We start from the raw sequence: 23,297 nt of genomic DNA on the forward strand, positions 1-23,297 counted from the left end.
TTCGCGCCCGACGTCCCGCCGGAGGGTGAGGTGCATGAACTCCATCAACGGCACGGCGATGTACGTCGGCGCCGTGCTCGGCACCGGCGTCATCGCGCTGCCCGCGCTCGCGGCCGAGGTGTCCGGTCCCGCGTCGCTGCTGGCCTGGGTGCTGCTCGTCGTCGCGTCGGCGCCGCTGGCGGCCACGTTCGCCGCGCTCGGCGCCCGCTACCCCGACGCCGGCGGGGTCTCGACGTACGCCCGGCTGGCGTTCGGCCCGTCGGCCGCGTCGGTGGTCGGGTGGTGCTTCTTCTTCGCGGTTCCGCCGGGCGCCGCGGCGGCCGCGCTCTTCGCCGGGGCGTACGTCGAGTCCGCTACCGGCGGCGGCCGGGCCCTCACCGCGATCGCGCTGATCGTCGGGGCCGGCGTCACGAACGCGTACGGCGTCCGCCTGTCCGGGCGGGTCCAGTTCGGACTCTCCCTGCTCCTGGTGGCGTTCCTGCTCGTGGCCGTGGTGCTGTCGGGGCCGCATTTCCGCACTGGGAACCTGACCCCGTTCGCGCCGCACGGCTGGGGTGCGATCGCCCCGACCGTGGCGCTGCTGGTGTGGAGCTTCGTCGGCTGGGAGGCGATCACGCACCTCACCGCCGAGTTCCGCCGACCCGAACGCGACCTGCCCCGCGCCACCGCGGCCGCGGTCGTCGTCGTCGGGGTGCTGTATCTGGCGGTGGCTTTCGCGGTGATCGGGGTGCTCGGGTCCGCGGCGGGGGAGTCCGCAGCGCCGCTCGGTGAGCTGCTCGCCGCGGCCCTCGGGGGCGACGCCCGGCTGCTCGCCGCGCTGGCGGCGCTGCTGCTGACGTTCGGCACGATAAACACGTACTTCGCCGGCGCGGCCAAGCTCGGCGCGGCGCTCGGCCGGGACGGCGCGCTACCGGCCTGGCTCGGACGGGGGAGCAGCGCGGGTGAGGTACCTCGACGCAGCCTCGGGGTGCTCGTCGTCGCGGTGCTGGCGGCGCTGATCGGCGTGCTCGCCGCCGGGATCGGGCCGGGTCCGCTGGTGCTGGCGACCACCGGGCTGTTCGTGACCGTCTACGCGGTCGGGGTCGCGGCGGCGGTGAAGCTGCTGCGGGGACGCCCGGTCGCGGTCGCGGCGCTCGGCATCGTGCTGGTGCTCACGGTGCTGACCGGCAAGTACCTGCTGTGGGCCGCGGTCGTGGCGGCCGGCGCGCTGCTCTACCTCCGGGTCAGGCGAATGCCAGCGACGCGCTGATCTCCGCCGCCGGCACCGGCTTGCTGTAGTAGTAGCCCTGGCCGAGGCCGCAGCCGAGCAGCCGCAGGATCCGGGCCTGCTGGGGTGTCTCGACGCCTTCGACGACGGTGCCGAGCCGCAGCCCGCGCGCCAGCTGGACGATCGCGCGGACCAGCGCGAACTGCTGGGAGTCGTAGACCTCGCCGCACGGGACGAACGCGCGGTCGATCTTGATCGTGTCGATCGGCAGGGTCTGGAGGTAGGCCAGCGACGAGAAGCCGGTGCCGAAGTCGTCGATCGCCACCGCGACGCCCGCCTCGCGGAGCTCGGTGAGGTGCGCGATCGCCTGCGCGCGCTGGGTGCCCGCGCCGACCAGGACGCTCTCGGTGATCTCCAGCGAGAGCGCCTGGGCCGGCAGCCCGCTGTCGGTGAGCGCGCTGCGGATGGTGTTCGCGAACTCGGCGTCGCGCAGCTGGTGCACGGAGACGTTCACGGCGAGCCGGGTGCCGTGCTCGCGGTGCCAGACGGCGGCGTCCCGGCAGGCCTGACGCAGCACGAAGGTGCCGAGCGCGACGATCAGCCCGCTGTCCTCGGCGGCGGGGATGAACTGGTCGGGGCTGACCGACCACTCCTCGGTCTCCCAGCGTGCCAACGCCTCGACCGTCACCCAGCGGTCGCTCGCCAGGTCGACGACCGGCTGGTAGAAGACCGAGAGCTGGTCGTGCTCGAGCGCGTCCCGGAGACGGTCGACCATCCGGGCCTGCGCCAGGTGCCTGGTCCGCAACTGCGGGTCGTAGCTGACGAGTTGATCGCGCCCGGCGGCCTTCGCCGCGTAGAGGGCCAGGTCGGCGTCGCTGAGCAGGCGCGCGGTGCCGGTCTCCGGGTCGAGCGGGCGCAACCCCAGGCTGGCCGCGGTGTACAGCTGGTACGCCCCGACCTGGAACGGACCCCGCAGCGCCGCGAGGATCTCCTGGGCGTGGCGCAGGCTCGCGGCCTCGTCGGTGCGGCTCAGCAGCACCGCGAACTCGTCGCCACCGAGCCGGGCGAGCGTGTGCGGCGGCGGCACGGTCGTGAGCAGCCGCTCGGTGATCGCGAGCAGGAGGTCGTCGCCCACCTCGTGCCCGTACCGGTCGTTGACGTCGGCGAAGCCGTCCAGATCGAAGAGCAGCAGCGAGCCGGGCTGTCCCTCGGTGAGCGCCTCGTCGACGGACTCGTTGAACAGCATGCGGTTCGGCAGACCGGTGAGCGGGTCGTGGGTGGCCTGGTGGCTGAGCACCTTGCGCAGCGTGACCTGTTCGGCCAGCGCGGTCTCGAGCGCGTCGGTGCGCGTGTCGAGCGCGGTGGCGCGCTGCTCGGCGACCCTGGCGAACGCGGTCAGCCGGAAGACCAGCAGGATCGCGGTGACCGTGGTGGCGACAAGCGGCACCACGACGTCGAGCACGTCGACCTCGAAGCCGTGGTTCATCTCGCGGACCAGCGCCAGCGCGGTGGCCGCGGGGCCGACCAGGATCAGCAGCACGTAACCGCGCGCGATCACGCCCCGGCGGTTCCGTTGAGCGGGGAGCGGTTCGACGGCCGCGGAGGGGTGGAGCGCGGCCGCGGCGATCAGCACGGTCGCGACGAGCCACCCCAGCATCGACGGCTGCGGTCCGGCGACGACGCCTTCGTCCAGGCGGGTGGCCATCGACGCGGTGTCGCCGGTCAGCAGGACGAGCAGGGCGACGACCGTGAGGATCCCGGCCGGTGACCGCCGGCCGAGCGTGAGGAGTCGCCGCGCGATCGTGGTGACCATCAGCAGGCCGAGCATCGGCAGCAGCGACGCGGTCACCGCGACGACCGGGTCGATCCGGGACGAGTCCAGCGCCGGATCGATGACGCCGGACCAGGCCAGGACCACGACCGTGCAGGCCAGGATGCCGCCCTCGGTCACGCTCGTGAGCTTGGTCTGGCGGCGGCCGTGCAGCGGGAGGATGCCGAGAGCGAGCGCCAGGGCCAGGTAGGAGATCAGGTACAGCCAGTCGGTGACCGGGGTGGGGAGGCTGAACCCGGGGTCGAAGACCGTGTCGGCGCGGCGGGCCAGTTTGGTCACGGTGACGAGCGTGACCGCACCGAACACGAGCACGACGATCACGCGCTGCGGTGGCCGGTTGAGCCGGAGCCCGATGGCGAAGACGGCCAGGGTCGCGATCTCCACGACGCTGCACGCGATCGGCCGCGTGTCGTCGGGGAACAGGTTGACCACGCCGACGGCGACCGCGCCGCCGATCAGCGCGACGATCCAGCCGTTCTTCGTGTCGCTGCTCGCCGACGCGCTCCGGGCCACGGGTCTACCCACGAGTGACGCCAAGACCAATCACACCCCCGGCATCGCCAGTGTCCGGTCGCCCCACCAGATGACAACCATGGCACCACGGACGGTCGTCCGCGTGCAAAACTCCGGCAGCAGTTCCAATCTTCTGGCCGATTAGGACAGACACGCATTTCGGTGACGCAATTTGCCGCCCAATTGGGGGTCAGGCTCGATGGATCGCGAATGCGGTGAGAAATCCCAGCGAGGTCACCAATCCGGTCAGGATCTGCGTGCGGGCGAACGCCTCCGGAATCATCGTGTCGGCGATCATCGTCAGCATGGCGCCGGCCGCGACCGCGGTGATCACGGCGAGCACCGTCGCCGAGGCGCCACCGAGGACCGCGTACCCGACGAGCGCGGCGACGCCACTGGCGATCGCGATGCCACCCCAGACGCCGAACACGTACCGGGCCGAGCGGCCCGCGGCCTTCATCCCGGCCGCGCTCGACAGGCCCTCGGGGATGTTCGAGATGAACACCGCGGCGATGACGGCCGTGCTGACCTGGGCTCCGCCGAGCAGGCTGACGCCGAGCACGACCGACTCGGGGATGCCGTCCAGCAGGGCTCCGACCGCGATCGCCATCCCACTGCCGCCCTGCTGCCGCTCGGAGGGCTGCTCGTCCCCGGCGCGTTTCCGGTGCCGTGCGCCCCGGCGGTCGAGCGCGACGTTGGCCAGGACGTAGACGACCGCGCCACCGAGGAACCCGATCGTGGTCGGGCCGACGCCGGCGTTGTCGGCCGCCTCGGCGACCAGGTCGAACGCGAGCGCGGAGATCAGGACGCCGGCACCGAACGCCATGATCGCGGCGACGATCGAACGCCGCACCGGGATCCACCAGGCGACCGCGGCCCCGATCACGAGTGCGGCTCCGCCGAGCAGGCCCCAGAGTCCGGCCTCGAGCCAGGTGGGAATCATGCCTGCGGCCACGAGCGGAATGCCGTATCCAAGGTCGAGATCAGGCGCCGGAATGAACGGTCGACGTCGTGAGGCATTCCGAAACCACCTCCGCTTTCCAATGACACGAATCCGTGCAATGAACTGCGGAGCGTCCGAGTGGCGTCCACCGCGTCATCGCCGGTGAGGCCGTACCCGGAAAGGACGGCGTAAATCGTGGTGAGCGCGCGTTCCGCGGCCCGCGCGTGCGCGGCGTCGTCGGGTTGGGGTGCCCGGGTGGTGGCCGGGTAACGGCCGGGATGGGTGAGCGCGTACTCGCGGTAGGCGTCGGCCATGGCGAGCAGCGCGTCCGGGCCCGAACGGCCGACCGCCGCTTCGGAGAGCGCGTCCGCCAACTCGCCCGCGGCCAGGGCCGCGATGTGCCCGCGCAGCGCGTCCAGACCTTTGACGTGTTTGTACAGGCTCGGCAGAGCGACGCCGAGGCGCTGGGCGACGACCGCGAGCGTCAGCTTGTCGAGCCCGACCTCGTCGGCCAGGCGGGCCGCCTCGGCGACGACGACGGCCGGTGTCAATCCTGCTCTGGGCATCCGTCAAAGCTAACTAGATTAGCCAGAAGTGTCCAGCTCATCGGCCTTACCTCGGACGTAATCGACGCCCGGTCGCGCGGCCGGGACAGTGGTGGCATGGCCGCATACGCGCTAGCGCACCTGTACGAGACCTCGAACCACCCCGACGTGTTCGAGTACATCGAGCGGATCCAGCCCACGATGGATCCGTTCGGCGGACGCTTCGTCGTCCACGGCACGATGCCCGAGGTGATCGAGGGCGAGTGGCCGGGGACGCTCGTGATCATCGAGTTCCCGGACCTCGACCGCGCCCGGGCCTGGTACGCCTCACCGGCGTACCAGGAGATCCTGCACCTGCGTACCGACCACATCCCGGGCAGCGCGATCGTGGTCGACGGCGTCGGCCCCGACTACGACGCGGTCACCACCGCCCAGAAACTCCGCGCCGCGGTGAGCTAGGCCCAGTTGTATTCGGTGCGGAGTTGCTTCGCGACCGCGTCGAAACGGTCGCGGGGGAGGATCGCGCCCTCGCGGCGGATGCCGTCCTCGTCGACCTCGATGACGCGGTCCAACCGGATCCAGCTGGGCCGGTTCTCCCGGTCCCACTCGCCGGCGCCGAGCGCGAACCAGTCCCGCTGCCCGTCCCGGTCGCTCTTCGACGAGAGCATCAGGCCGAGCAGCTTCTTGCCCTGGCGCCCGACGACGAGCACCGGGCGGTCCTTGCCCTGGATCGGGTCGTCCTCGTAGGGCACCCAGGTCCAGACGATCTCGCCCGGGTCGGCGTCGCCGTCGAGGTTCGGGGCGTAGGTGAGGTGCCGTCCGCTCGGCGCGGGCGTGCCGCCGTTGACCCGTGCGGCCATCTCGGCCGGCGAGGGACCCCGGCGCGCGGCGCGCTTCGGACGGAGTTTGCTGAGCACCTTGCGGAGGGTTTGAGCCACGGGGGAACACTAGCGAACACCAATCGCTGTCGATTTTTTGCGCTAATTTGCAAGCGTGACGAGGCGGCTTGCGGAAGTAGCCCAGAAGGTCGGCGTCAGCGAAGCCACGGTGAGCCGTGTCCTCAACGGACGGCCGGGGGTCTCGGACGCCACCCGGGAAGCCGTGCTCACCGCGCTCGACGTGCTGGGGTACGAGCGCCCCACCCAGTTGCGCGGGGAACGCGGGCGGCTGGTCGGCCTGGTGCTGCCGGAGTTGCAGAACCCGATCTTCCCGGCGTTCGCCGAGGTCGTCGGCGACGCGCTGGCGCAGAAGGGCTTCACGCCGGTGCTGTGCACGCGCACCGCGGGCGGCGTCAGCGAGGCGGAGTACGTCGACCTGCTGCTGGAGCAGCACGTGTCCGGCGTGATGTTCGCGAGCGGCCTGTTCGCCCAGGCCGACGCCGAGCACGCGCACTACGAGCGCCTGGCCGCCCGCCGGCTCCCGGTCGTGCTGGTCAACGCGGGGATCGAGCGGCTGCGCTTCCCGCGCGTCTCGTGCGACGACGGGGTTGCGGTCGAGCAGGCGCTCGGGCACCTCCGTTCGCTCGGGCACGAGCGGATCGGGCTCCTGCTCGGCCCGGCCGACCATGTGCCGTCGCAGCGCAAACTTGCGGAGTTCCGCACGATCGCCGCCGAGCTCGGCGTCCCCACCCCGCCGGATTTCGTCGAGAATGCGATGTTCTCGCTGGAGGGTGGACAGGCCGCGGCGACGAAGCTGATCGAGCGTGGTGTGACCGGGGTGATCTGCGCGAGCGACGTGCTGGCGCTCGGCGCGGTACGGGCCGCGCGGCGCCGTCGGCTCTCGGTGCCGGCCGACCTCTCGGTGGTGGGGTTCGACGACTCGGCGTTCATGAACTGCACCGATCCTCCTCTCACGACGGTGCGCCAGCCGATCGAAGCGATGGGGCGTGCCGCGGTGGAGCTGCTCGCCAACCAGATCCGGGGTGTCTCGGTGGCCCCGGACGAGCTCCTGTTCGAGCCGGAGCTGGTGGTGCGCGCAAGCACGGCCCGCGTGGCGACGTAAGCCGCGCAAATCGTTTCGCAGCTACCGTCGAAATAGGGCTTTTGAGCAGCGATAACCGCTGACTGCATTCAGAAATCCGTGATCATGTTGAGATTTTGCAAATCTCGGTTCGGATCTTGCGGCGCGCCATAGTGCCCACCTATGGTCTGCGGCACGCGCTCTCCGTAACCACCCCGCAACGGTGAGCCCGCGACGAAGGGCACTCGACGATGAGAGCAACCCGTGCTGTCGGTGCGGCGCTGGCCGCTGGATTACTCCTGGCCGGCGCCGCGTGCACCAGTTCGGACGACGGCAAGTCCGCCGACGGGAAGGTTCGGATCACGGTCAACTGCGAACCCCCGAAGTCCGCGGCGATCGACCGGCGCAGCTTCGAGGAGGACATTGCGATCTTCGAGAAGCAGAACCCGGACATCGACGTCGTCGCGCACGACGCGTTCCCGTGCATGGACCCGAAGACGTTCGACGCGAAACTGGCCGGCGGTCAGATGGAGACCGTCTTCTACGTCTACTTCACCGACGTGGCGAACGTGATCAAGCGCAAGCAGGCGGCGGACGTCTCCGAGTACGTCGACGCGGTGAAGGGCTACGGCGACATCCAGGCCTCCGTGACCGACATCTTCACCAGCGACGGCAAGACCTACGGACTGCCCCGCACGAACTACTCGATGGGCCTGATCTACAACAAGGCTCTGTTCACCAAGGCCGGTCTCGACGCGTCGAAGCCTCCGACGACGTGGGAAGAGGTCCGGGCGGCCGCGAAGAAGATCGCCGGGCTCGGCAACGGCACCGTCGGGTACGCCGACTACAGCGCGAGCAACCAGGGCGGCTGGCACTTCACCGCCGAGATGTACTCGCAGGGCGGCACGATGGTGTCCGAGGACGGTAAGAGCGCGACGGTGAACACGCCCCAGGGCAAGGTCGTGCTCCAGACCCTCAAGGACATGCGCTGGACCGACGACAGCATGGGCTCGAAGCAGCTCCTGCAGATCACCGACGTCCAGCAGATGATGGGCTCCGGCAAGCTGGGCATGTACCTCTCGGCGCCCGACAACATCCCCGAGGTCGTCAAGAAGTACCAGGGCTCCTACGACGACCTGGCGATCGCTCCGATGCCCGGCGCCAAGGGAACGCTCCTCGGCGGCGACGGCTACATGTTCAACCGCAAAGCGACGCCGGAGCAGATCCGGGCCGGCGTGAAGTGGGTCGAGTTCCAGAACCTCACCCCGGGCACCGGGGCGAACAACTGGGAGCGCGCGGCGAAGAACAAGGCACCGGTCGGGTTGCCGCAGCCCAACCTCTGGACCGGCGCCACCGCGGACGCGGACAACAAGCTCAAGGCCCAGTTCGCGAACGTACCGGTGGAGAACTACCAGCTGTTCCAGACGACCGAGGTGCCCGGGAAACTCGAGCCGCCGCAGGCGCAGCAGATCTACTCGGTCATGGACGGGGTGATGTCGTCGGTGCTCACGAACCGCAACGCGAACATCGACCGGTTGCTCTCCGACGCGTCGGACAAGATCGATCGCCTGCTGGCGAACCAGCGCTGATGGCCGTCCCCACCCTGATCGCCCCGGCCCCGCGGCTCGCTCCGAGCCGCGGGGCCCGGCCCCGGCGGCGCCGCCGGGTCACCGAGAACCTCACCGCCTACGCGTTCCTCGCCGGAGGGTTGCTCTGCTTCGGGCTGTTCTCCTGGTATCCGGCGGTCCGCGCGCTGATGCTGGCGTTCCAGCAGTCGAACTCGGTCGATTCGGCCACCTGGGTCGGGCTGGACAACTTCCGGCTCCTGTTCGCGGACCCGGAGTTCGGCGCGGCCTGGCGCAACACGTTCACGTTCACCGGGTTGGCGCTGGTGATCGGGTTCGCGGTGCCGTTCGCGCTCGCGGTGCTGCTCAACGAGTTGCGTCACGCGAAGACGTTCTTCCGGATCGCCGTGTACCTGCCGGTGATGATCCCGCCGGTCGTCACCGCGCTGCTGTGGAAGTGGTTCTACGACCCGGGGCCGGGCCTGTTCAACGAGGCGCTCCGGTTCCTCCACCTGCCGACCTCGAACTGGACGAACTCGACGTCGACCGCGCTCGTCTCGCTCGTTCTCGTTGCCACCTGGGCCAACCTCGGCGGCACCGTATTGATATATCTAGCCGCGCTCCAGGGAATACCAGGAGAGCTGTACGAAGCCGCGGAACTCGACGGCGCCTCGCTCTGGCAGCGCATCCGGCACGTGACGATCCCACAGACCCGGTTCGTGATGCTGATGCTGCTCCTGCTGCAGATCGTCGCGACGATGCAGGTCTTCACCGAGCCGTACATCATGACCGGCGGCGGTCCGGAGGACGCGACGATCACGGTGCTCTACCTCATCTACAAGTACGCGTTCGTCTACCTGGACTACGGAAGCGCGTGCGCGCTCAGCGCGATGCTGCTGGTGTTCCTCGGGGCGTTCTCCGCGGTCTACCTGCGCCTGACCCGGGAGGCCTCGTGAGGACGCTGGTCTCCGCCTCGACGCTGGTCCGCCACCGCGTTCTCTACTGGACGGTGTTCGGCGGGGTGGTCGCGGCTTTTGTGCTCGCGTTCCTGTTCCCCGTGTACTGGATGGTCGTCGGCGCGATGAAGTCGCCGGAGGAACTGGTGCGCACCCCGCCCACCCTCGTGCCCTCGCAGTGGCATCCGGAGACCTACCGGGACGCGTGGGACACCCTCGACCTGGCCACCCACCTCGGCAACACCGCGCTGCAGGCCGCCGGGGCCTGGGCCCTGCAACTCGTGTTCTGCACGCTCGCCGCGTACGCGCTGTCGCGGCTGCGGCCGGTGGGCGGCCGGGTGATCCTCGGCGGCATCCTGGCCACGCTCATGGTGCCGGCGTCCGCGCTGCTCGTGCCGAAGTACCTGACGATCGTCGACGTGCCGCTGGTGCACGTGAACTTGCTGAACAGCCCGCTCGCGATCTGGCTGCCCGCGGTCGCGAACGCGTTCAACCTGTACTTGTTGAAGCGGTTCTTCGACCAGATCCCGTCCGAGTTGCTCGAGGCGGCCGAGATCGACGGCGCGGGCGCGGTCCGGCGGCTCTGGCACGTCGTGCTGCCGCTGTCGCGGCCGGTGCTCGGAGTGGTCTCGATCTTCGCGGTCGTGGCGGTCTGGCAGGACTTCCTCTGGCCGCTGCTCGTCTTCTTCGACACGAACAAGTCGCCGATAAGCGTCGCGCTCGTGCAGTTCTCCTACGACGCGCCGGTGAGCCACGTGATCGCCGGAATGGTGATCGCGAGCGTGCCGATGGTCGCGTTGTTCTTGGTGTTCCAACGGCACATCATCGCCGGGATCGGTGCGGGGAGTCTCAAAGGATGACGTGGTGGCGCAGTGCCGCGATATATCAGATCTACCCACGCAGTTTCGCCGACGGGAACGACGACGGCGTCGGTGACCTCGCCGGGGTGCGGGCCCGGCTGCCGTACCTGGCGTCCCTCGGCGTCGACGCGCTCTGGTTCAACCCGTGGTACCCCTCGTCCGGGGCGGACGGCGGTTACGACGTCATCGACTACCGCGACATCGACCCGGCGTACGGCACGCTCGCCGAGGCCGAGAAGCTGATCGCGGAGGCCCGGGTCCTCGGCCTGCGGACGATCGTCGACGTCGTGCCGAACCACGTCTCGCACCGGCACCCGTGGTTCGCGAACGGCCAGCGGGAGCTGTTCTGGTTCCGCGACCGCCCGAACAACTGGACCTCGGAGTTCGGCGGCTCGCCCTGGTCCCAACTGCCGGACGGCTCCTGGTACCTGCACCTCTTCACCGCCGAGCAACCCGACCTGAACTGGACGCACCCGGTGGTGCGCGAGGAACACGAGGACGTGCTGCGGTTCTGGTTCGACCGGGGCGCCGCCGGAGTGCGGATCGATTCCGCCGTGCTGCCGGTGAAGGACCCGGCGCTTCCCGACGTCGGTCCGGCGGGGCCGCACCCCTACGTCGACCGGGACGAACTGCACGACATCTACCGATCCTGGCGGGCGATCGCGGACTCGTACGACGCGATCCTGATCGGGGAGCTGTGGCTGCCCGACGCCGAGCGGTTCGCGAAGTACCTGCGTGCCGACGAACTGCACACCGCGTTCAACTTCGACTTCCTCGCCTGCCCGTGGGACGCGGCGCGCCTGCGGGCGTCGATCGACACGACGTTGGCCGCGCACGCCCCGGTGGACGCGCCCGCCACCTGGGTGCTGTCCAACCACGACGTGACCAGGGTCGTGACGCGGTACGGGCGCGCGGACACGTCGTTCTCGTTCGAGGCCAAGCGGGCCGGGGTGCCCTCCGACGTCGCGATGGGCACCCGCCGGGCCCGGGCGGCCGCGCTGCTCGCGATGGCGTTGCCCGGTGCGGTCTACGTCTACCAGGGCGAAGAGCTCGGCCTACCGGAGTACGAGGTGCCCGCGGACGCGATCCGCGACCCGATGCACGCCCGGTCCGGCGGGATCGACCCGGGCCGGGACGGGTGCCGGATCCCGCTTCCGTGGAGCGGAACGGCCCCGCCGTACGGGTTCGGCTCGATGCCGACGTGGCTGCCCCAACCGGCCGGGTGGGGGTCACTGAGCGTGGAGGCGCAGGACGGCGCACCCGATTCCGTGCTGACGCTCTACCGCGACGCGCTCCGGCTCCGGCGCCGGTTCGAGGGCGGGCTGCGCTGGCTCGATTCGTCCCCGGGGGTGCTGACGTTCGCCCGCGGGTCGGGCGAGACCTGCACGGTGAACCTGTCGTCCGCACCGGTTCCGCTCCCACCCGGAGACGTGATCCTCACCAGCGCGCCCCTCACCGACGGTCAGCTCCCGAGCGACGCGGCCGCCTGGGTAGGTTTACGCGTCACTTAAGTTAGCGAGGCGACGGTCACTCGGCGTTGATGTGGGACGATCGGCCCATGACGAGCCAGGGTTTCGCGCGGGAGTCGCGCGCCGGGGTGTTCACCCTGGTCTGCCTGAGCTTGTCGGTCGTCCTGCACACGGTGGCGGCCGGCTCGACGCCGTCGGCCCCCGCGATTCTCGCCGGGGCCGGTCTGGTGCTCGTCGTGGCGTTCGCGCTCGCGGGGCGCGAACGCCGGTTCCCGCTCATCGCCACGGTGCTGATCGGTGCGCAGTTCGGGCTGCACTACCTGTTCGAGGCGCTGCCGCACGCCGGTCACCACGGCGAGGCCGCGATCGCGAGCGTGCCGCTCCCACCCGGAATGGTGCTGGCGCACCTGGTCGGCGGGCTCCTGGCCGCGCTCTGGCTGCGCGGTGGTGAGGCCGCCGCCTGGCGGCTCCTGCGCTGGATGGCGCGTGGTGTCTCGCCGTTGCGCGGGCTCTGGTTCGTCCTCTGGACGCTCGTCGTGCCGGCGTCGCGCCCGGCGCTGCCGGTTTCGACGACCCGCGCGATCGCGCGCCCGGCGCCCGGGTGGCGCCACAGCGTGATCCGCCGAGGCCCACCGGCTCTTTCGGCGGCCTGACCGCGTCCCGATCCGGCCGTGGTGCGTCGCTCGGCGGTGCCGTCACCGAACTGATCGATCGTGCTCGTCGTGCTCCGGCACGGCCGAGCGCGCGCCGCCGCGTCCTCTCCGTGCGGGCGGCCCCTCCGACTTACCCGTGAAACCCCTGGAAAGGATCTTGAAATGACGGAAACGACGGACCGGCGGCCCACCGGCCGGTTCCTGGCCCGCGCGGCAGCGGTCGTGCTCGCCACCGGCGTCGCGGCGCTGGGTCTCGCCGGGCCGGCGTCCGCGCACGTCCGGGTCGACCCCGGCGAGGCCACCCAGGGTGGCTACAGCGCGCTGACCTTCCGCGTGCCGAACGAGAGCTCCACCGCCGCCACGACGAAGCTCGAGATCGCCCTCCCGGCCGACTCGCCGTTCGCGTCGGTGTCGGTCAAGCCGGTGCCAGGCTGGAAGGCCACCACCACCTCGGGGAAGCTCGCGAAGCCGATCGAGGCGCACGGCACCCAGGTCACCGAGGCGGTCAACCGGGTCACGTTCACCGCGACCAGCAAGGCCACCGGCATCCAGCCCGGCGAGTTCCAGGAGTTCGAGATCTCGGTCGGCCCGCTGCCGGAGGACAAGGACAAGCTCTTCTTCAAGGCGCTGCAGACGTACTCGGACGGCGAGGTCTCGCGCTGGATCGAGGAGCAGACCGGCAGCGAGGAGCCGGAGAACCCCGCTCCGGAGCTGAAGCTGGTCAAGGGCGTCGCCGAGGGTGACGGCCACGGTGATGCCGACGCCGAGCCGAGCGCGGCCGCCGCGACGTCGTCGACGAGTGACTCCGGTGGCAACGGGCTCGCGATCGGCCTCGGCGTGGCCGGGCTTGTCGCCGGTGTCGCGGGGCTGATCGCCGGTCTGATGGCGCTGCGTCGCTCCACGGCGACGTCGGCCTCCGAGTCCTGACGATCGCCGGGCCCGGCCGCTCGCCGCTCGATCTGGCCGGGTTCGCGCCGCACCGGACGATCGAGGACATCGACGTGTGCGGAGACGGGCGTGCGGTTCCCGGGATGGTCGCGCGGTTCTACCGCCGGCCCGACGGGAACCGCATCGCCTCGCTCGGGCATTACACGTACGACGGGCGCGACACGCTGCTGGCCTGGGGCTGGGTCGGCGATCCGCACTGCGCTTTCCACGCCGTGGGGCGTCCCGGGCACGGTTGGGACGCCCCACGGCCCGGCTGTCCCCGGGCCGAGCTGGTGCTCGACGAGGCCGACCGGGTCGTCGGCGTGCTACTGGTCTGAGCCCACCCCGACTGGGGCCGGCTGGATCCGGGTGGCGTGGCGGACGGCCGCGATCGAGGCCGCGGTGAGCGCCAAGCCGCTGGTCAGCGCGATCGTGTGCAGGACGGGGTCGGCGATCGGGACGAACGCCACCACCGCGACCGGGAGCTGCAGGCCGGCGATCAGCGCGAACAGCGCGCCCCGGTTCCGGCGACCCCAGAGGTACGCGGTCCAGAGCGGTGCGGTGACCACGGCGAGCGTGAGCACGTCCAGCGCGGAGTGCAGGTACGGGTTGGTGACGCGGTCATGGGCGAACGCCGAGGCGGGCGCCGCTACGGCCAACAGGGTGAATGTTCCGGTGAGCACGATGAACAGACGACGCACGACGTCCTCCTAGGCTGCACGGGCCCTCACTGATCGAGGTTAGGCGATGACCGTGCGTTGAGGAAGGCTGTCCTAAGTGCTCATCGTCCCCAGCTATTGCGCGGCCACCTCCAGCACGCCACGCATGCCGCTCTCGGCGTGGTAGAGGCAGGGGAACGGGTACTCGCCCGGCTTCTCGACCGTCACCCGGAGCGTCGCGGTCTGCCCGCCGTTGACGTTGCCCGCGGTGTTTTCCACGACCGTCATGTCGTGCGGGGTCACCCCGACGTTCTGGAGGCGGAACTCGATGACGCCCGGCCGGGCCCGCACCCGGTCCGGTTCGAAGCGCAGGTCGTCGGTCATCGTCACGGTGATCCGCTGGACGCCGTCCGGCCCGCGGATCGCGGCCACCGCGGGAGCCGCCGAGGTGCTCGCGGTCACCGGCGCGTCCGAGCGCCCGAGCCCGCCCGGCCCGCCCTCCGGCCCCCACGAGGCGCACCCCGTCAGCACGAGTAGCCCGGCCGCCGCCGCGCCGACCACGACCCGCGGCGTCACTGCCCCAGCTCCTCGAAGAGGTGTTGCCCGAAGTACTCGCCGTTGGCGACGCCGCCGGGCATCGCGAAGAGCGCGCTGGTCTCGTGCCGGATGAAGCGGCTCAGCCGGTCGTTGCCGGCGACCAGGTTCTGCTGCACCGGGACGAATCCGGTACGCGGGTCGGCCTGCCAGGCCAGGAAGATCAAGCCCGCCTCCACCCCGCCGCCCGGCAGCGGATCCGCGTACGAGTACCCGCGCCGCAACATCGCCGCGCCCGAGTTGAACGCGGCCGTGGCGAGGCGCATGTGCGAGTCGGCGGGGATCAACGGCTGACCGTCGGCGCCTCGTTTGCCGAAGTTCGCCGCCGTGGTCTCGACCCCGCCGGAGAGCGGGGCGCCACTGTCCTTCTTCCGCCCGATGACGTGCTCCTGCACGGCGACCGGGAGTTTCTCCCAGTCGTCCAGCAGCATCCGGATCCGGCGGACGACGAGGTACGAGCCGTTGGTCATCCAGCCGTCGGCGGCGAACACCTGCCGGCCGAACGTCGCCTCGTCGGGTTTCGGGTTCCTGGTGCCGTCCAGCTGGCCCATCAGGTTGCGGACCGTCGCGCCCTCGTTCGTGGTGACGCCACGGCCGCGGGTGAAGCCGGCGAACTGCCAGCGGGGGGTCGCCACCCCGGCGGCGAGCTGCTCCAGGGTGCGCAGCGCGGAGTAGACGACGACCGCGTCGTCGGCGGCGACGAGAACCCCCAGGTCGCCGTCGCTGCGTGACGGGTCGAGCGTTTCGCCCCGGAACGCGGGGAGCGGGGTCAGCGCCGCCGGGCGGGCGGTCGCCGGGAAGCCGGGTCGGCCGAACAGGCTGGGGCCGAACCCGACCGTGATCGTGAGGGAGGCCGGCCCGCTGTCGGCGGTCATCGTGTCGGTGCGGTCGCTCGCCGGGCGTCCGGCGGCCAACGCCTCGGCGGCGGTCGTCCAGCGCTGGAGCAGCGAGCGGAGCGCGGCGGCGTCGGCGCCCGGGACCAGGTCGAAGGCGGCGATCCGCGCGTGGGCCTGGCGCTGCGTCGGGGTGGCGATGCCGGCCTGGCGGGCGCCGTGGAACGGCACGGTCTGGCGGCCGACCGAGCCGAGCGGCACGGTGCCGACCTCCGGCGTGGCCGCCGGCGGTTCGGGGCTCGCGGCCGCCTGCAGCCCTGCCCCGGCGACGGCTCCGGCCCCGCCCGCCACGGCCAGCCCCACCGCCTGCCGCCGACTGATCCGCCCGCCCCGGGCTCGCATCCCCGGCGCACCCGCCGCACTCACCGCCCCGACCGGCTCCCCGGGTGCCCCGACGGGCTCGCGCGGCCCCGTGGCCGGCTCACGCGGCACGGCACCCTGCTCGCGCGGCTCCTCGCCCGGTTCGTTCCGCGCCGTAGCGGGCTCGCGCGCCCCGGCAATCGCCGCATCCGGCGCAGCGTCCGGGGCCGCGTCCGGCGTCGCGTCCGGCGTCGCGTCCGGTGCCGCATCCGGCGTCGCGGCCGGTGTCGCGTCCGGGGCGAGGGCTGCGGCCGGTGTCGGGACGGCCGGTCGGAGGTGGCGTCCGCGGACGAGGTGGAGGGCCAACGCACCCACCAGCCCGAGCCCGGCTCCGAGCCCCACCGCCACCGAGAGCCGGTCCACCACCAGCGGCAGAACCGTCGGCGCCGACGAGCGCCAGAAAACCGGCAGGTCCGGAAAACCGGACGCGACCGCGACGCAGACCCCCACCACCGCCGCCGCCCACGGACCGGCGTCGTGCCGCCGAACCAGCAGCCAGATCGCCAGCCCGCCGATCGCCCACACCGCGAACTGCGGCAGCAGCGACACCACCTGGTTCGACTGCTCCAACCGCGCCACCCCGACGCTGTGCGCGACATCCGACACCACGACCGCGCCGACCACGAAGGCCAACCCCCGGCGAAGCAGGAGAGCAGGCACCGCCAGAAGCGCCAGAACCCCGGCGAACCATCCCCACGGCGCCGGCCCGGGCACCCAGGCGAGCACCCCGGTGCCCGCCAGCGCCTCACCGCGGTAGTCGAGCGTGACCGTCCACCGGCTGATCTCGTGGAACTCGTCCGGCGCTTGGCTCACCAGCGGCGGGAGCGTCGTCTGCATCCAGTGGGTGCGGTGGTCGTGCCAGCGGAACGACTGGTCGTCCGAGAGCTTCCGCCAGCGGGGCGGCTTACGCGGGTCCGCGCCCGCCGGCACGGTGGTCACGCCGAACCGGTCCGCGTTCAGGTAGTAGGCCGGGGAGTTCTCGTTGACGAACACCCCACCCGGGCCGATCTTCGCGTAGGGCTCGTCCTGGTACCCACGCACGACGACGTCGGTGTCGGTCGAGTTCCGGGCTTCGAGCTTGCTGCCGTTCTCCACCACGCTCAGCTCGACGCCGGGCACCCCGTCGTAGTGCTCGAGCGTCGTGCGGAAGTTCGTCGCGCCGACACCGCCGACGGTGTGCGCGGCTGCCGGCCCGGCACCGATCGCGAGCAACGCCGTGACCAGCGCTCCGATCACAGCCACCCGACGCAACCACATGCACGAACCCGCAATCTCCTAGAGCCGACGTCCTGGGGTTGGTCGCTCGGGCGTCGCCCGCAGTTCCCCGAAGATCGAGATCGTCGTCACTGCGCCGACGGCTGCTGGTTGCCTTGCTCCCGTGAGGGATTACGGTTTGTCGCCGTGACGTCCGTCTTCCCCTCTGAAATGGTCACAGTCGTCGGTATCGGTGCTGACGGCTGGGCCGGGCTCGGGGACCCCGCACGTGACGCACTCCGCTCGGCCGAGGTCGTGTTCGGTAGTCGGCGTCAGCTCGGCCTGCTCCCCACCGATGTTCCGGCGGAGCGGATCTCCTGGCCACGGCCCATGATGCCGTCGATACCGTCGTTGCTCGCGGCCAACGCGGAGCGCCGGATCGCGGTGCTGGCCAGCGGCGACCCCATGTTCTTCGGCGTCGGTTCGACGCTCGTGCGCCAGCTCGGGGCCGACCGTGTGCGGGTGTTCTCGCACCCGTCGTCGATCTCGCTGGCGTGCGCCCGGCTGGGCTGGCCGGAGGAGAAGATCGAGATCGTGAGCCTGGTGGGCCGCCCGACCGAGCGGCTGCACACGGCGATCCACCCGGGGCGTCGGGTACTGGCGCTGAGCGCGGACGGGACGACGCCGGGCGCGGTGGCGTCGTTGCTGGTCTCGCGGGGATACGGCGCGAGCACGCTGACCGTGCTGGAGCAGCTGGGCTCCGCCGACGAAGCGCGCCGGACCGTCCGGGCCGACGAATGGGACGGCGAGACCACGGCCGCGCTGAACGTGATCGCGATCGACTGCGTCGCGTCGCCGGACGCCGCGCTGCTGCCGCTCGTCCCCGGCCTGCCGGACGAGGCGTACGACCACGACGGCCAGCTGACCAAGCGCGAGATCCGGGCGATCACGCTGGCCCGGCTCGCGCCGATGCCCGGGCAGCTGCTCTGGGACGTCGGCGCGGGCGCGGGCAGCATCGCGATCGAGTGGCTGCGCACGGACCGTTCCTGCCGGGCGGTCGCGATCGAGCACCGGCCCGACCGGGCCGCGCGGCTCTCGGGCAACGCCGCGTCGCTCGGGGTACCGGGCCTGACCGTGGAGGTGGGGTCGGTGCCGGGCGCGCTGGCCGGCCTCGACGCGCCGGACGCCGTGTTCATCGGGGGCGCGGTGACCGCCGACGGGGTCGTCGACGCGTGCTGGGAAGCGCTGAAACCCGGCGGCCGGCTGGTGGCGAACGCGGTGACGATCGAGTCGGAGGCCGTGTTGGCTCGCTGGCAGGCGTCGCTGGGCGGCGACCTGACCCGGGTCTCGATCAGCCGGGCCGCGCCGGTCGGCGGGTTCCTCGGGTGGAAGCCGATGATGCCGGTGACGCAGTGGGTGGTGACGAAGCGGTGACAGTGCATTTCATCGGGGCCGGACCGGGCGCGGCGGATCTGATGACGCTGCGCGGGAAAGCGCTCATCGAGTCGTCGCCGGTGTGCTTGTACGCGGGTTCGCTCGTCCCGGCGGAGTTACTCGCGTGGTGCCCGGCCGGGGCGCGGCTCGTCGACACCGCCGCGCTGAACCTGGACGAGATCGTCGCCGAGCTGGTCGCGGCGGACGCGGCCGGCCTGGACGTGGCCCGGCTGCACTCCGGCGACCCGTCGGTGTTCAGCGCGATGGCCGAGCAGATGCGCCGGCTCGACGCGCTCGGCCTGGACTACGACGTGACGCCGGGTGTCCCGGCGTTCGCGGCGGCGGCCGCGTCGCTGAAGCACGAGCTCACCGTGCCGGGGGTCGGGCAGACCGTGATCCTCACGCGGACGTCGGCGCGCGCGACGCCGATGCCGCCGGGCGAGGACCTGGCGACGCTGGGCGCGAGCCGGGCGACGCTGGTGCTGCACCTGGCCGTGCAGCGGATCTCCGAGGTGGTCGCGGAGCTCGTGCCGAACTACGGCGCTTCGTGCCCGGTCGCGGTGGTCGCGCGGGCGAGCCGGGCCGACGAGGTGGTGCTGCGTGGAACGCTCGGCGACATCGCGGACGCGGTGGCCGGGGCCGGCATCGTCCGGACCGCGGTGATCGTCGTCGGGTCGGTGCTGACCGCCTCGGAGTTCTCGGACTCGCACCTGTACTCGGCCATCCGGTGTCGAGAGTCCTGATCCTCGGCGGCACCGGCGACGCCCGCCGGTTGGCGTCGTTGCTGATCGGCGGCCACGACGTGGTCAGTTCACTGGCGGGGAGGGTGCGTTCGCCGCTGCTCCCGCCGGGCGAGGTGCGGATCGGTGGGTTCGGCGGGGTCGACGGGCTGGCCGCGTACCTGCCGGGTTTCGACGCGGTGATCGACGCGACCCATCCGTTCGCGGCCCGGATGACCGCACACGCGGTCGAGGCGTGCGCGCGGGTGGGGGTGCCGCTGGCGGTGCTGCGGCGCCCGGGGTGGGACGAGGAGCCCGGTGACCGCTGGGTGCGCGTCCCGTCCGTTGCCGACGCCGCCGAGGCGCTGTCGCCCGGGCAGCGCGTGTTCCTGACCACGGGCGTCCGTGGCCTGGACGCGTTCGCGGGGGGTGACCAGTGGTTCCTGATCCGGTGCGTCGACCCGCCGTCGGTTCCGTTGCCGCCGCGCTCGTCCGTGCTCCTCGCCCGCGGGCCGTTCGCCTACGCCGACGAACTCGCCCTCCTGCGCGAGCACTCGATCGACGTCGTGGTGACGAAGGACAGCGGGGGACGCGCCACGTACCCGAAACTCGAGGCGGCCCGCACCCTGGGCCTCCCGGTGGTCATGATCACGCGCCCCGTCCTCCCACCCTCCGCCAGCACGGTCGGCACCCCGGAGGCCGCCGCCCGCTGGTTGGAGAGTCAGGCCGGATAGCGCCGCGGGGTGTAGACGGTGTGCCCGTCGGTGCGGGTCTGGGACGAACCGACGATGAGCAGCGTGCGCATGTCGATGTCGGCGGGGTCCAGTTCGCCGAGCCGGACGATCCGGACGCTCTCCTCCGGGCCGCCGACGTCCCGGCCGACGACGACCGGGGTGTCGGCGTCGCGGTGTTCGAGCAGCAGCGCCTTCGCGGCGACGATCTGCTCGCGCCGGCTCTTCGACGCGGGGTTGTAGATCGCGATCACGAAGTCCGCGGCCGCGGCGGCGGCCAGCCGGGACGAGATGACGTCCCAGGGCTTGAGGCGGTCGGAGAGCGACAGGATGCAGAAGTCGTGGCCGAGCGGCGCACCGACGCGGCTCGCCACCGCCTGGGCCGCGGTCAGGCCCGGCACGACCCGGACCGGCACGTGTTTCCAGCGCGGCTCCTCCGCGACCTCGAGCACGGCCGCGGCCATCGCGAAGACACCGGGGTCGCCGGAGGACACCACGGCCACCCGGGCGCCCCGCGCGGCCAGGTCCAGCGCGAACGCGGCCCGCTCGGCCTCGACCCGGTTGTCCGACGGGTGGCGGCGCTGGCGCGGGTTGGCCGGGACCCGGTCGAGGTACGGGCCGTAGCCGACCAGGTCGTCGGCGGCCGCGAGCGCCGCCTGCGACTCCGGCGTCTGCCACTCCCGCCCGGCCGGGCCCAGCCCCACCACGACGACTTCGCCCGTCGACGCCGTGCTCGGAGCGGCCGGCGCCGGGGCGAGATCGGACAGGCCGGGGGAGAGGCGGCTCGGAAGCACCGCGATCGAGAAGTACGGCACGGTCTCCGGATCGACGTCGGCCAGCGGCGCCGTGCGCTCGGACGGCGTCGTCGCCCGCTCCACGTACCAGGCCTCGTCGAGCCGGCCGGCCGTCTCGAGCGCCTCACGCACCGCGCCGAACGTGCGGCCGAGCTTCATGATCACGGCGGGGTCGTCCCCGGCCAGCCGGGCGGCAAGCGTCGCCGACGGCAGCGTTCCCGGCAGCACGGTGAGCACTTCGTCCCGCTCCACCAGGGGCCGCCCGAGCGTCGCGGAGGCCCCGCTCACCGACGTCACGCCGGGCACCACCGTGGCCTCGTAGCGGGGTGCCAGCCGCTTGTGCAGGTGCATGTACGAGCCGTAGAAGAAGGGGTCGCCTTCGGCCAGCACCACGACGTCCCGGCCGGCGTCGAGGTGGGCGGCCAGCCGCGCCGCACACGATTCGTAGAACTCGTCGAGTGCGCCCTGGTACCCGCCGGGGTGCGAGGTGGCCTCGGTGGTGACCGGATAGATCAGCTGCTCTTCGATCTGGCCTTCGCGCAGGTACGGGGCCGCCACCGAACGCGCGATGCTCCGCCCGTGCCGCGCGGAGTGGTAGACGACCACTTCGGCCGCGGAGATGAGGCGGGCCGCCTTCACGGTGACCAGCTCCGGGTCCCCCGGTCCCAGACCGACGCCGTACAACCGTCCGCTCATCACTCTTCCTCGCTGGCCAGCGCGTTGAGCGCCCCGGCCGTCATCGCGCTGCCGCCCCGGCGTCCGCGCACGATCAGGTACTCGAGCCCGAGGTCGTTGGCCGCCAGCGCCTCCTTTGACTCCGCGGCGCCGACGAAGCCCACCGGGATGCCGAGCACGGCCGCGGGGCGCGGCGCCCCGGCCGCGATCATCTCGAGCAGGTGGAACAGGGCCGTGGGGGCGTTGCCGATCGCGACGACGGAACCTTCCAGGTGCTCACGCCAGAGTTCGAGGGCGGCCGCACTGCGGGTGGTGCCGAGCGACGAAGCCAGCGACGGCACGCGGGCGTCGTTGAGCGTGCAGATCACCTCGTTCGACGCCGGGAGGCGGCGGCGGGTCACCCCCGAGGCCACCATCTGCGCGTCGCAGAGGATCGGTGCGCCGGACCGCAGTGCCCCGATCGCTCCCGACACCGCGCCGGGGGAGAACGCCAGATCGTCGACCAGGTCGACCATGCCGCAGGAGTGGATCATGCGGACCGCCACCCGGGCGACGTCCTCCGGGAGGCCGCTCAGGTCGGCCTCCGACCGGATGATCGCGAACGAATGCCGGTAGATCTCCGCACCGTCGCGGATGTACTGCCCACTCAACGCGTGTTCCTCCTGGCGGCGGCCACGGCCGCGGGTAGCTCGTCGACACCGACGGGTTCGCCGTCGACCTGGTATCCGTCCGCGGTGGCCAGAACGTCCACATGGACGCCGGCCGGGTGCCCGCACCGCCGCTCGCACCCCGCGAAGTGCACGGGAAGCAGTTCACCGGGGTGGAGGAGCGCCGTCCCCGCGTCGGCCCGGACGTCGGCGCGTGACTTGGCGCACCCGGGGAGACCCGTGCAGGCCGACGCGCTCGCCCAGGCCGACGCGGGATCGGTGACCAGCCCCGCCTCGGCCAGCGGAGTCAGCGCCTCCGCCCCCACGCCCGGCAGCACCACCCCCCGCCACGGCGTGACGATGATCTCGCCCCGCGCCACCCCGGCGATCGCGTCCATCTGGGTTGCGGTGAGCCGCCCCAGGGGCACCACCACCCCCAGCGCCCCCGCGAGTACACCGATCGGGTCGGCGCCGCGGTGCGACGGAAGAGCGGAGGGTTCGACCAGGTCGCAGGCCAGCGCCGACCGCATCCGGCCGGCGACCCGCGCCACGGCGTCGTCGAGCTCGGACAGACGCCAGGCCTTGGAGGCCTGAGCGACGCGCTCCAGCAGGAAGCACCGCGCGGCGGCGATCAGGGCCGGAACGGCCTGGTCGGCCCGGACCCGCAGCCCGCTGTCGACGCCGGCCAGCAGCACCGGCACCGGCTCGGAGCCGAGCAGGACGGTCACGTCGGCGCGCAACGAGACCACGTCCCGATCGGTGTCGATCGCGAACAGGAACCGGCCGGGCAGGTCGGCCAGTTCCGGGGATGCGCAGAGCGCCCGGTCGAGCGCGGATACCACCGCACCGAGCCCTCCCAGCGGCGACGCGACGACGTTGCGTACCCGCTCGTGCGTGGCCGAGGGCAGCAGGCCGGCGTCGGCCAGCCGCGAGGCCAGCGCGTCCGGATCCGTGACGCCCCTGATCTGCAGATTCGCCCGAGATGTGAGCTCCAGTGGGGCGAAGTCGCGCAACGCACGCCACTGGGTGAGGCTCACCACACCGCCGGGGATCCGCACCCGTGCCAGGCCGCCGTCGGCCGCCTCGTGCACCTGCAACGCGCCTGGGCAGCTGTCGGCAGCCTGGCGGAAGGGCACGGCGGTGGGCATAGCCCGGATGCTACGTGTCGC

At 72.0% G+C, this 23,297-nt stretch carries 23 protein-coding genes; 13 read left to right on the forward strand and 10 right to left on the reverse strand.

Going from position 1 to position 23,297, the window contains the following annotated elements; translation table 11 throughout:
- Window positions 1-34: 34 nt before the first annotated feature.
- Window positions 35-1,249: an APC family permease gene (locus tag CRYAR_RS03910; protein WP_035848522.1), complete on the forward strand. Its 1,215-nt coding sequence runs from the start codon at window positions 35-37 to the stop codon at window positions 1,247-1,249.
- On the opposite strand, the gene CRYAR_RS42645 is transcribed toward CRYAR_RS03910, so the two are convergent.
- From CRYAR_RS42645 to CRYAR_RS03925, 3 genes are all read right to left on the reverse strand, one after another.
- Complete coding sequence (locus CRYAR_RS42645; protein ID WP_169744989.1) at window positions 1,224-3,563, reverse strand: putative bifunctional diguanylate cyclase/phosphodiesterase; 2,340 nt, start codon at window positions 3,561-3,563, stop codon at window positions 1,224-1,226. The two genes, CRYAR_RS03910 and CRYAR_RS42645, sit on opposite strands and share 26 nt — an antisense overlap.
- A 178-nt stretch (window positions 3,564-3,741) precedes the next feature.
- Window positions 3,742-4,491: a ZIP family metal transporter gene (locus tag CRYAR_RS03920; RefSeq protein ID WP_157018561.1), complete on the reverse strand. Its 750-nt coding sequence runs from the start codon at window positions 4,489-4,491 to the stop codon at window positions 3,742-3,744.
- Window positions 4,491-5,060: a TetR/AcrR family transcriptional regulator gene (locus tag CRYAR_RS03925; protein WP_035848526.1), complete on the reverse strand. Its 570-nt coding sequence runs from the start codon at window positions 5,058-5,060 to the stop codon at window positions 4,491-4,493. The genes CRYAR_RS03920 and CRYAR_RS03925 overlap by 1 nt, the downstream gene beginning before the upstream one ends.
- A gap of 96 nt (window positions 5,061-5,156) precedes the next feature.
- Here CRYAR_RS03925 and CRYAR_RS03930 point away from each other — a divergent pair, with 96 nt between their 5' ends.
- Window positions 5,157-5,498 (forward strand): DUF1330 domain-containing protein, encoded by a 342-nt coding sequence (locus CRYAR_RS03930; protein ID WP_035848527.1) that lies wholly within the window; start codon window positions 5,157-5,159, stop codon window positions 5,496-5,498.
- Here CRYAR_RS03930 and CRYAR_RS03935 read toward each other — a convergent pair.
- Entirely contained in the window at window positions 5,495-5,977 is a 483-nt protein-coding gene (locus tag CRYAR_RS03935) for a type II toxin-antitoxin system PemK/MazF family toxin (protein WP_245620385.1), read from the reverse strand. The genes CRYAR_RS03930 and CRYAR_RS03935 overlap by 4 nt on opposite strands.
- 55 nt (window positions 5,978-6,032) lie before the next feature.
- Between CRYAR_RS03935 and CRYAR_RS03940 the strand changes: the two genes are divergently transcribed.
- The 8 genes from CRYAR_RS03940 to CRYAR_RS03975 all read left to right on the forward strand — a co-directional run bounded on the left by CRYAR_RS03940 (window position 6,033) and on the right by CRYAR_RS03975 (window position 13,766).
- Window positions 6,033-7,040 carry a LacI family DNA-binding transcriptional regulator gene (locus CRYAR_RS03940; protein ID WP_035848529.1) on the forward strand — a complete coding sequence of 336 codons (1,008 nt, stop codon included), beginning with the start codon at window positions 6,033-6,035 and terminating at the stop codon, window positions 7,038-7,040.
- A 209-nt stretch (window positions 7,041-7,249) separates the two neighbouring features.
- Window positions 7,250-8,587, forward strand: a complete 1,338-nt coding sequence (locus tag CRYAR_RS03945; protein ID WP_035848531.1) for an ABC transporter substrate-binding protein — start codon at window positions 7,250-7,252, stop codon at window positions 8,585-8,587.
- On the forward strand, window positions 8,587-9,519 hold the full coding sequence (locus tag CRYAR_RS03950) for a carbohydrate ABC transporter permease (protein WP_051569713.1): 933 nt from the start codon (window positions 8,587-8,589) through the stop codon (window positions 9,517-9,519). The genes CRYAR_RS03945 and CRYAR_RS03950 overlap by 1 nt, the downstream gene beginning before the upstream one ends.
- A complete protein-coding gene (locus CRYAR_RS03955) occupies window positions 9,516-10,379 on the forward strand; it encodes a carbohydrate ABC transporter permease (protein WP_035848532.1) in 864 nt (287 codons plus the stop codon). Before CRYAR_RS03950 ends, CRYAR_RS03955 begins: the two co-directional genes overlap by 4 nt.
- Entirely contained in the window at window positions 10,376-11,890 is a 1,515-nt protein-coding gene (locus tag CRYAR_RS03960) for a glycoside hydrolase family 13 protein (RefSeq protein ID WP_035848534.1), read from the forward strand. The genes CRYAR_RS03955 and CRYAR_RS03960 overlap by 4 nt, the downstream gene beginning before the upstream one ends.
- 47 nt (window positions 11,891-11,937) lie before the next feature.
- Entirely contained in the window at window positions 11,938-12,501 is a 564-nt protein-coding gene (locus tag CRYAR_RS03965; RefSeq protein WP_035848535.1) for a hypothetical protein, read from the forward strand.
- A gap of 162 nt (window positions 12,502-12,663) precedes the next feature.
- Entirely contained in the window at window positions 12,664-13,428 is a 765-nt protein-coding gene (locus CRYAR_RS03970) for a YcnI family copper-binding membrane protein (RefSeq protein WP_051569714.1), read from the forward strand.
- Between the two features lie 104 nt (window positions 13,429-13,532).
- Window positions 13,533-13,766 carry a hypothetical protein gene (locus CRYAR_RS03975; RefSeq protein ID WP_035848536.1) on the forward strand — a complete coding sequence of 78 codons (234 nt, stop codon included), beginning with the start codon at window positions 13,533-13,535 and terminating at the stop codon, window positions 13,764-13,766.
- On the opposite strand, the gene CRYAR_RS03980 is transcribed toward CRYAR_RS03975, so the two are convergent.
- The 3 genes from CRYAR_RS03980 to CRYAR_RS48455 all read right to left on the reverse strand — a co-directional run bounded on the left by CRYAR_RS03980 (window position 13,755) and on the right by CRYAR_RS48455 (window position 17,176).
- Complete coding sequence (locus CRYAR_RS03980) at window positions 13,755-14,129, reverse strand: hypothetical protein (RefSeq protein ID WP_051569715.1); 375 nt, start codon at window positions 14,127-14,129, stop codon at window positions 13,755-13,757. The two genes, CRYAR_RS03975 and CRYAR_RS03980, sit on opposite strands and share 12 nt — an antisense overlap.
- Before the next feature lie 93 nt (window positions 14,130-14,222).
- On the reverse strand, window positions 14,223-14,663 hold the full coding sequence (locus CRYAR_RS03985; RefSeq protein WP_035848537.1) for a cupredoxin domain-containing protein: 441 nt from the start codon (window positions 14,661-14,663) through the stop codon (window positions 14,223-14,225).
- The gene (locus CRYAR_RS48455) at window positions 14,660-17,176 is read right to left on the reverse strand and encodes a Dyp-type peroxidase (RefSeq protein ID WP_211247253.1); all 2,517 of its coding nucleotides are present in this window, start codon (window positions 17,174-17,176) and stop codon (window positions 14,660-14,662) included. The genes CRYAR_RS03985 and CRYAR_RS48455 overlap by 4 nt, the downstream gene beginning before the upstream one ends.
- Before the next feature lie 183 nt (window positions 17,177-17,359).
- Between CRYAR_RS48455 and cbiE the strand changes: the two genes are divergently transcribed.
- Genes cbiE through CRYAR_RS04005 form a run of 3 tightly spaced genes read left to right on the forward strand, consistent with a single transcriptional unit; the run spans window position 17,360 to window position 20,015 of the window.
- On the forward strand, window positions 17,360-18,562 hold the full coding sequence (gene cbiE / locus CRYAR_RS03995; RefSeq protein ID WP_084700043.1) for a precorrin-6y C5,15-methyltransferase (decarboxylating) subunit CbiE: 1,203 nt from the start codon (window positions 17,360-17,362) through the stop codon (window positions 18,560-18,562).
- Window positions 18,559-19,305, forward strand: coding sequence for a precorrin-4 C(11)-methyltransferase (gene cobM, locus CRYAR_RS04000; protein ID WP_035860511.1), 747 nt, complete (start codon window positions 18,559-18,561; stop codon window positions 19,303-19,305). The genes cbiE and cobM overlap by 4 nt, the downstream gene beginning before the upstream one ends.
- Window positions 19,290-20,015, forward strand: a complete 726-nt coding sequence (locus tag CRYAR_RS04005) for a cobalt-precorrin-6A reductase (RefSeq protein ID WP_035848540.1) — start codon at window positions 19,290-19,292, stop codon at window positions 20,013-20,015. The genes cobM and CRYAR_RS04005 overlap by 16 nt, the downstream gene beginning before the upstream one ends.
- Here CRYAR_RS04005 and CRYAR_RS04010 read toward each other — a convergent pair.
- Genes CRYAR_RS04010 through CRYAR_RS04020 form a run of 3 tightly spaced genes read right to left on the reverse strand, consistent with a single transcriptional unit; the run spans window position 20,003 to window position 23,276 of the window.
- Window positions 20,003-21,502 (reverse strand): precorrin-2 C(20)-methyltransferase, encoded by a 1,500-nt coding sequence (locus tag CRYAR_RS04010; protein WP_035860513.1) that lies wholly within the window; start codon window positions 21,500-21,502, stop codon window positions 20,003-20,005. The genes CRYAR_RS04005 and CRYAR_RS04010 overlap by 13 nt on opposite strands.
- Entirely contained in the window at window positions 21,502-22,131 is a 630-nt protein-coding gene (locus CRYAR_RS04015) for a precorrin-8X methylmutase (protein WP_035848541.1), read from the reverse strand. The genes CRYAR_RS04010 and CRYAR_RS04015 overlap by 1 nt, the downstream gene beginning before the upstream one ends.
- Window positions 22,128-23,276, reverse strand: coding sequence for a hypothetical protein (locus CRYAR_RS04020; protein WP_035848542.1), 1,149 nt, complete (start codon window positions 23,274-23,276; stop codon window positions 22,128-22,130). Before CRYAR_RS04020 ends, CRYAR_RS04015 begins: the two co-directional genes overlap by 4 nt.
- Window positions 23,277-23,297 lie beyond the last annotated feature (21 nt).

Origin of the sequence: Cryptosporangium arvum DSM 44712 (assembly GCF_000585375.1) — a bacterium.
Taxonomy (GTDB): domain Bacteria; phylum Actinomycetota; class Actinomycetes; order Mycobacteriales; family Cryptosporangiaceae; genus Cryptosporangium; species Cryptosporangium arvum.

Coding starts and splice junctions, on each gene's coding strand:
- CRYAR_RS03910 (WP_035848522.1), top strand. CDS start 35: ATGAACTCCATCAACGGCACGGCGATGTACGTCGGCGCCGTGCTCGGC.
- CRYAR_RS03925 (WP_035848526.1), bottom strand. CDS start 5,060: ATGCCCAGAGCAGGATTGACACCGGCCGTCGTCGTCGCCGAGGCGGCC.
- CRYAR_RS03930 (WP_035848527.1), top strand. CDS start 5,157: ATGGCCGCATACGCGCTAGCGCACCTGTACGAGACCTCGAACCACCCC.
- CRYAR_RS03945 (WP_035848531.1), top strand. CDS start 7,250: ATGAGAGCAACCCGTGCTGTCGGTGCGGCGCTGGCCGCTGGATTACTC.
- CRYAR_RS03950 (WP_051569713.1), top strand. CDS start 8,587: ATGGCCGTCCCCACCCTGATCGCCCCGGCCCCGCGGCTCGCTCCGAGC.
- CRYAR_RS03960 (WP_035848534.1), top strand. CDS start 10,376: ATGACGTGGTGGCGCAGTGCCGCGATATATCAGATCTACCCACGCAGT.
- CRYAR_RS03965 (WP_035848535.1), top strand. CDS start 11,938: ATGACGAGCCAGGGTTTCGCGCGGGAGTCGCGCGCCGGGGTGTTCACC.
- CRYAR_RS03970 (WP_051569714.1), top strand. CDS start 12,664: ATGACGGAAACGACGGACCGGCGGCCCACCGGCCGGTTCCTGGCCCGC.
- CRYAR_RS03975 (WP_035848536.1), top strand. CDS start 13,533: ATGGTCGCGCGGTTCTACCGCCGGCCCGACGGGAACCGCATCGCCTCG.
- cbiE (WP_084700043.1), top strand. CDS start 17,360: ATGGTCACAGTCGTCGGTATCGGTGCTGACGGCTGGGCCGGGCTCGGG.
- CRYAR_RS04010 (WP_035860513.1), bottom strand. CDS start 21,502: ATGAGCGGACGGTTGTACGGCGTCGGTCTGGGACCGGGGGACCCGGAG.
- CRYAR_RS04020 (WP_035848542.1), bottom strand. CDS start 23,276: ATGCCCACCGCCGTGCCCTTCCGCCAGGCTGCCGACAGCTGCCCAGGC.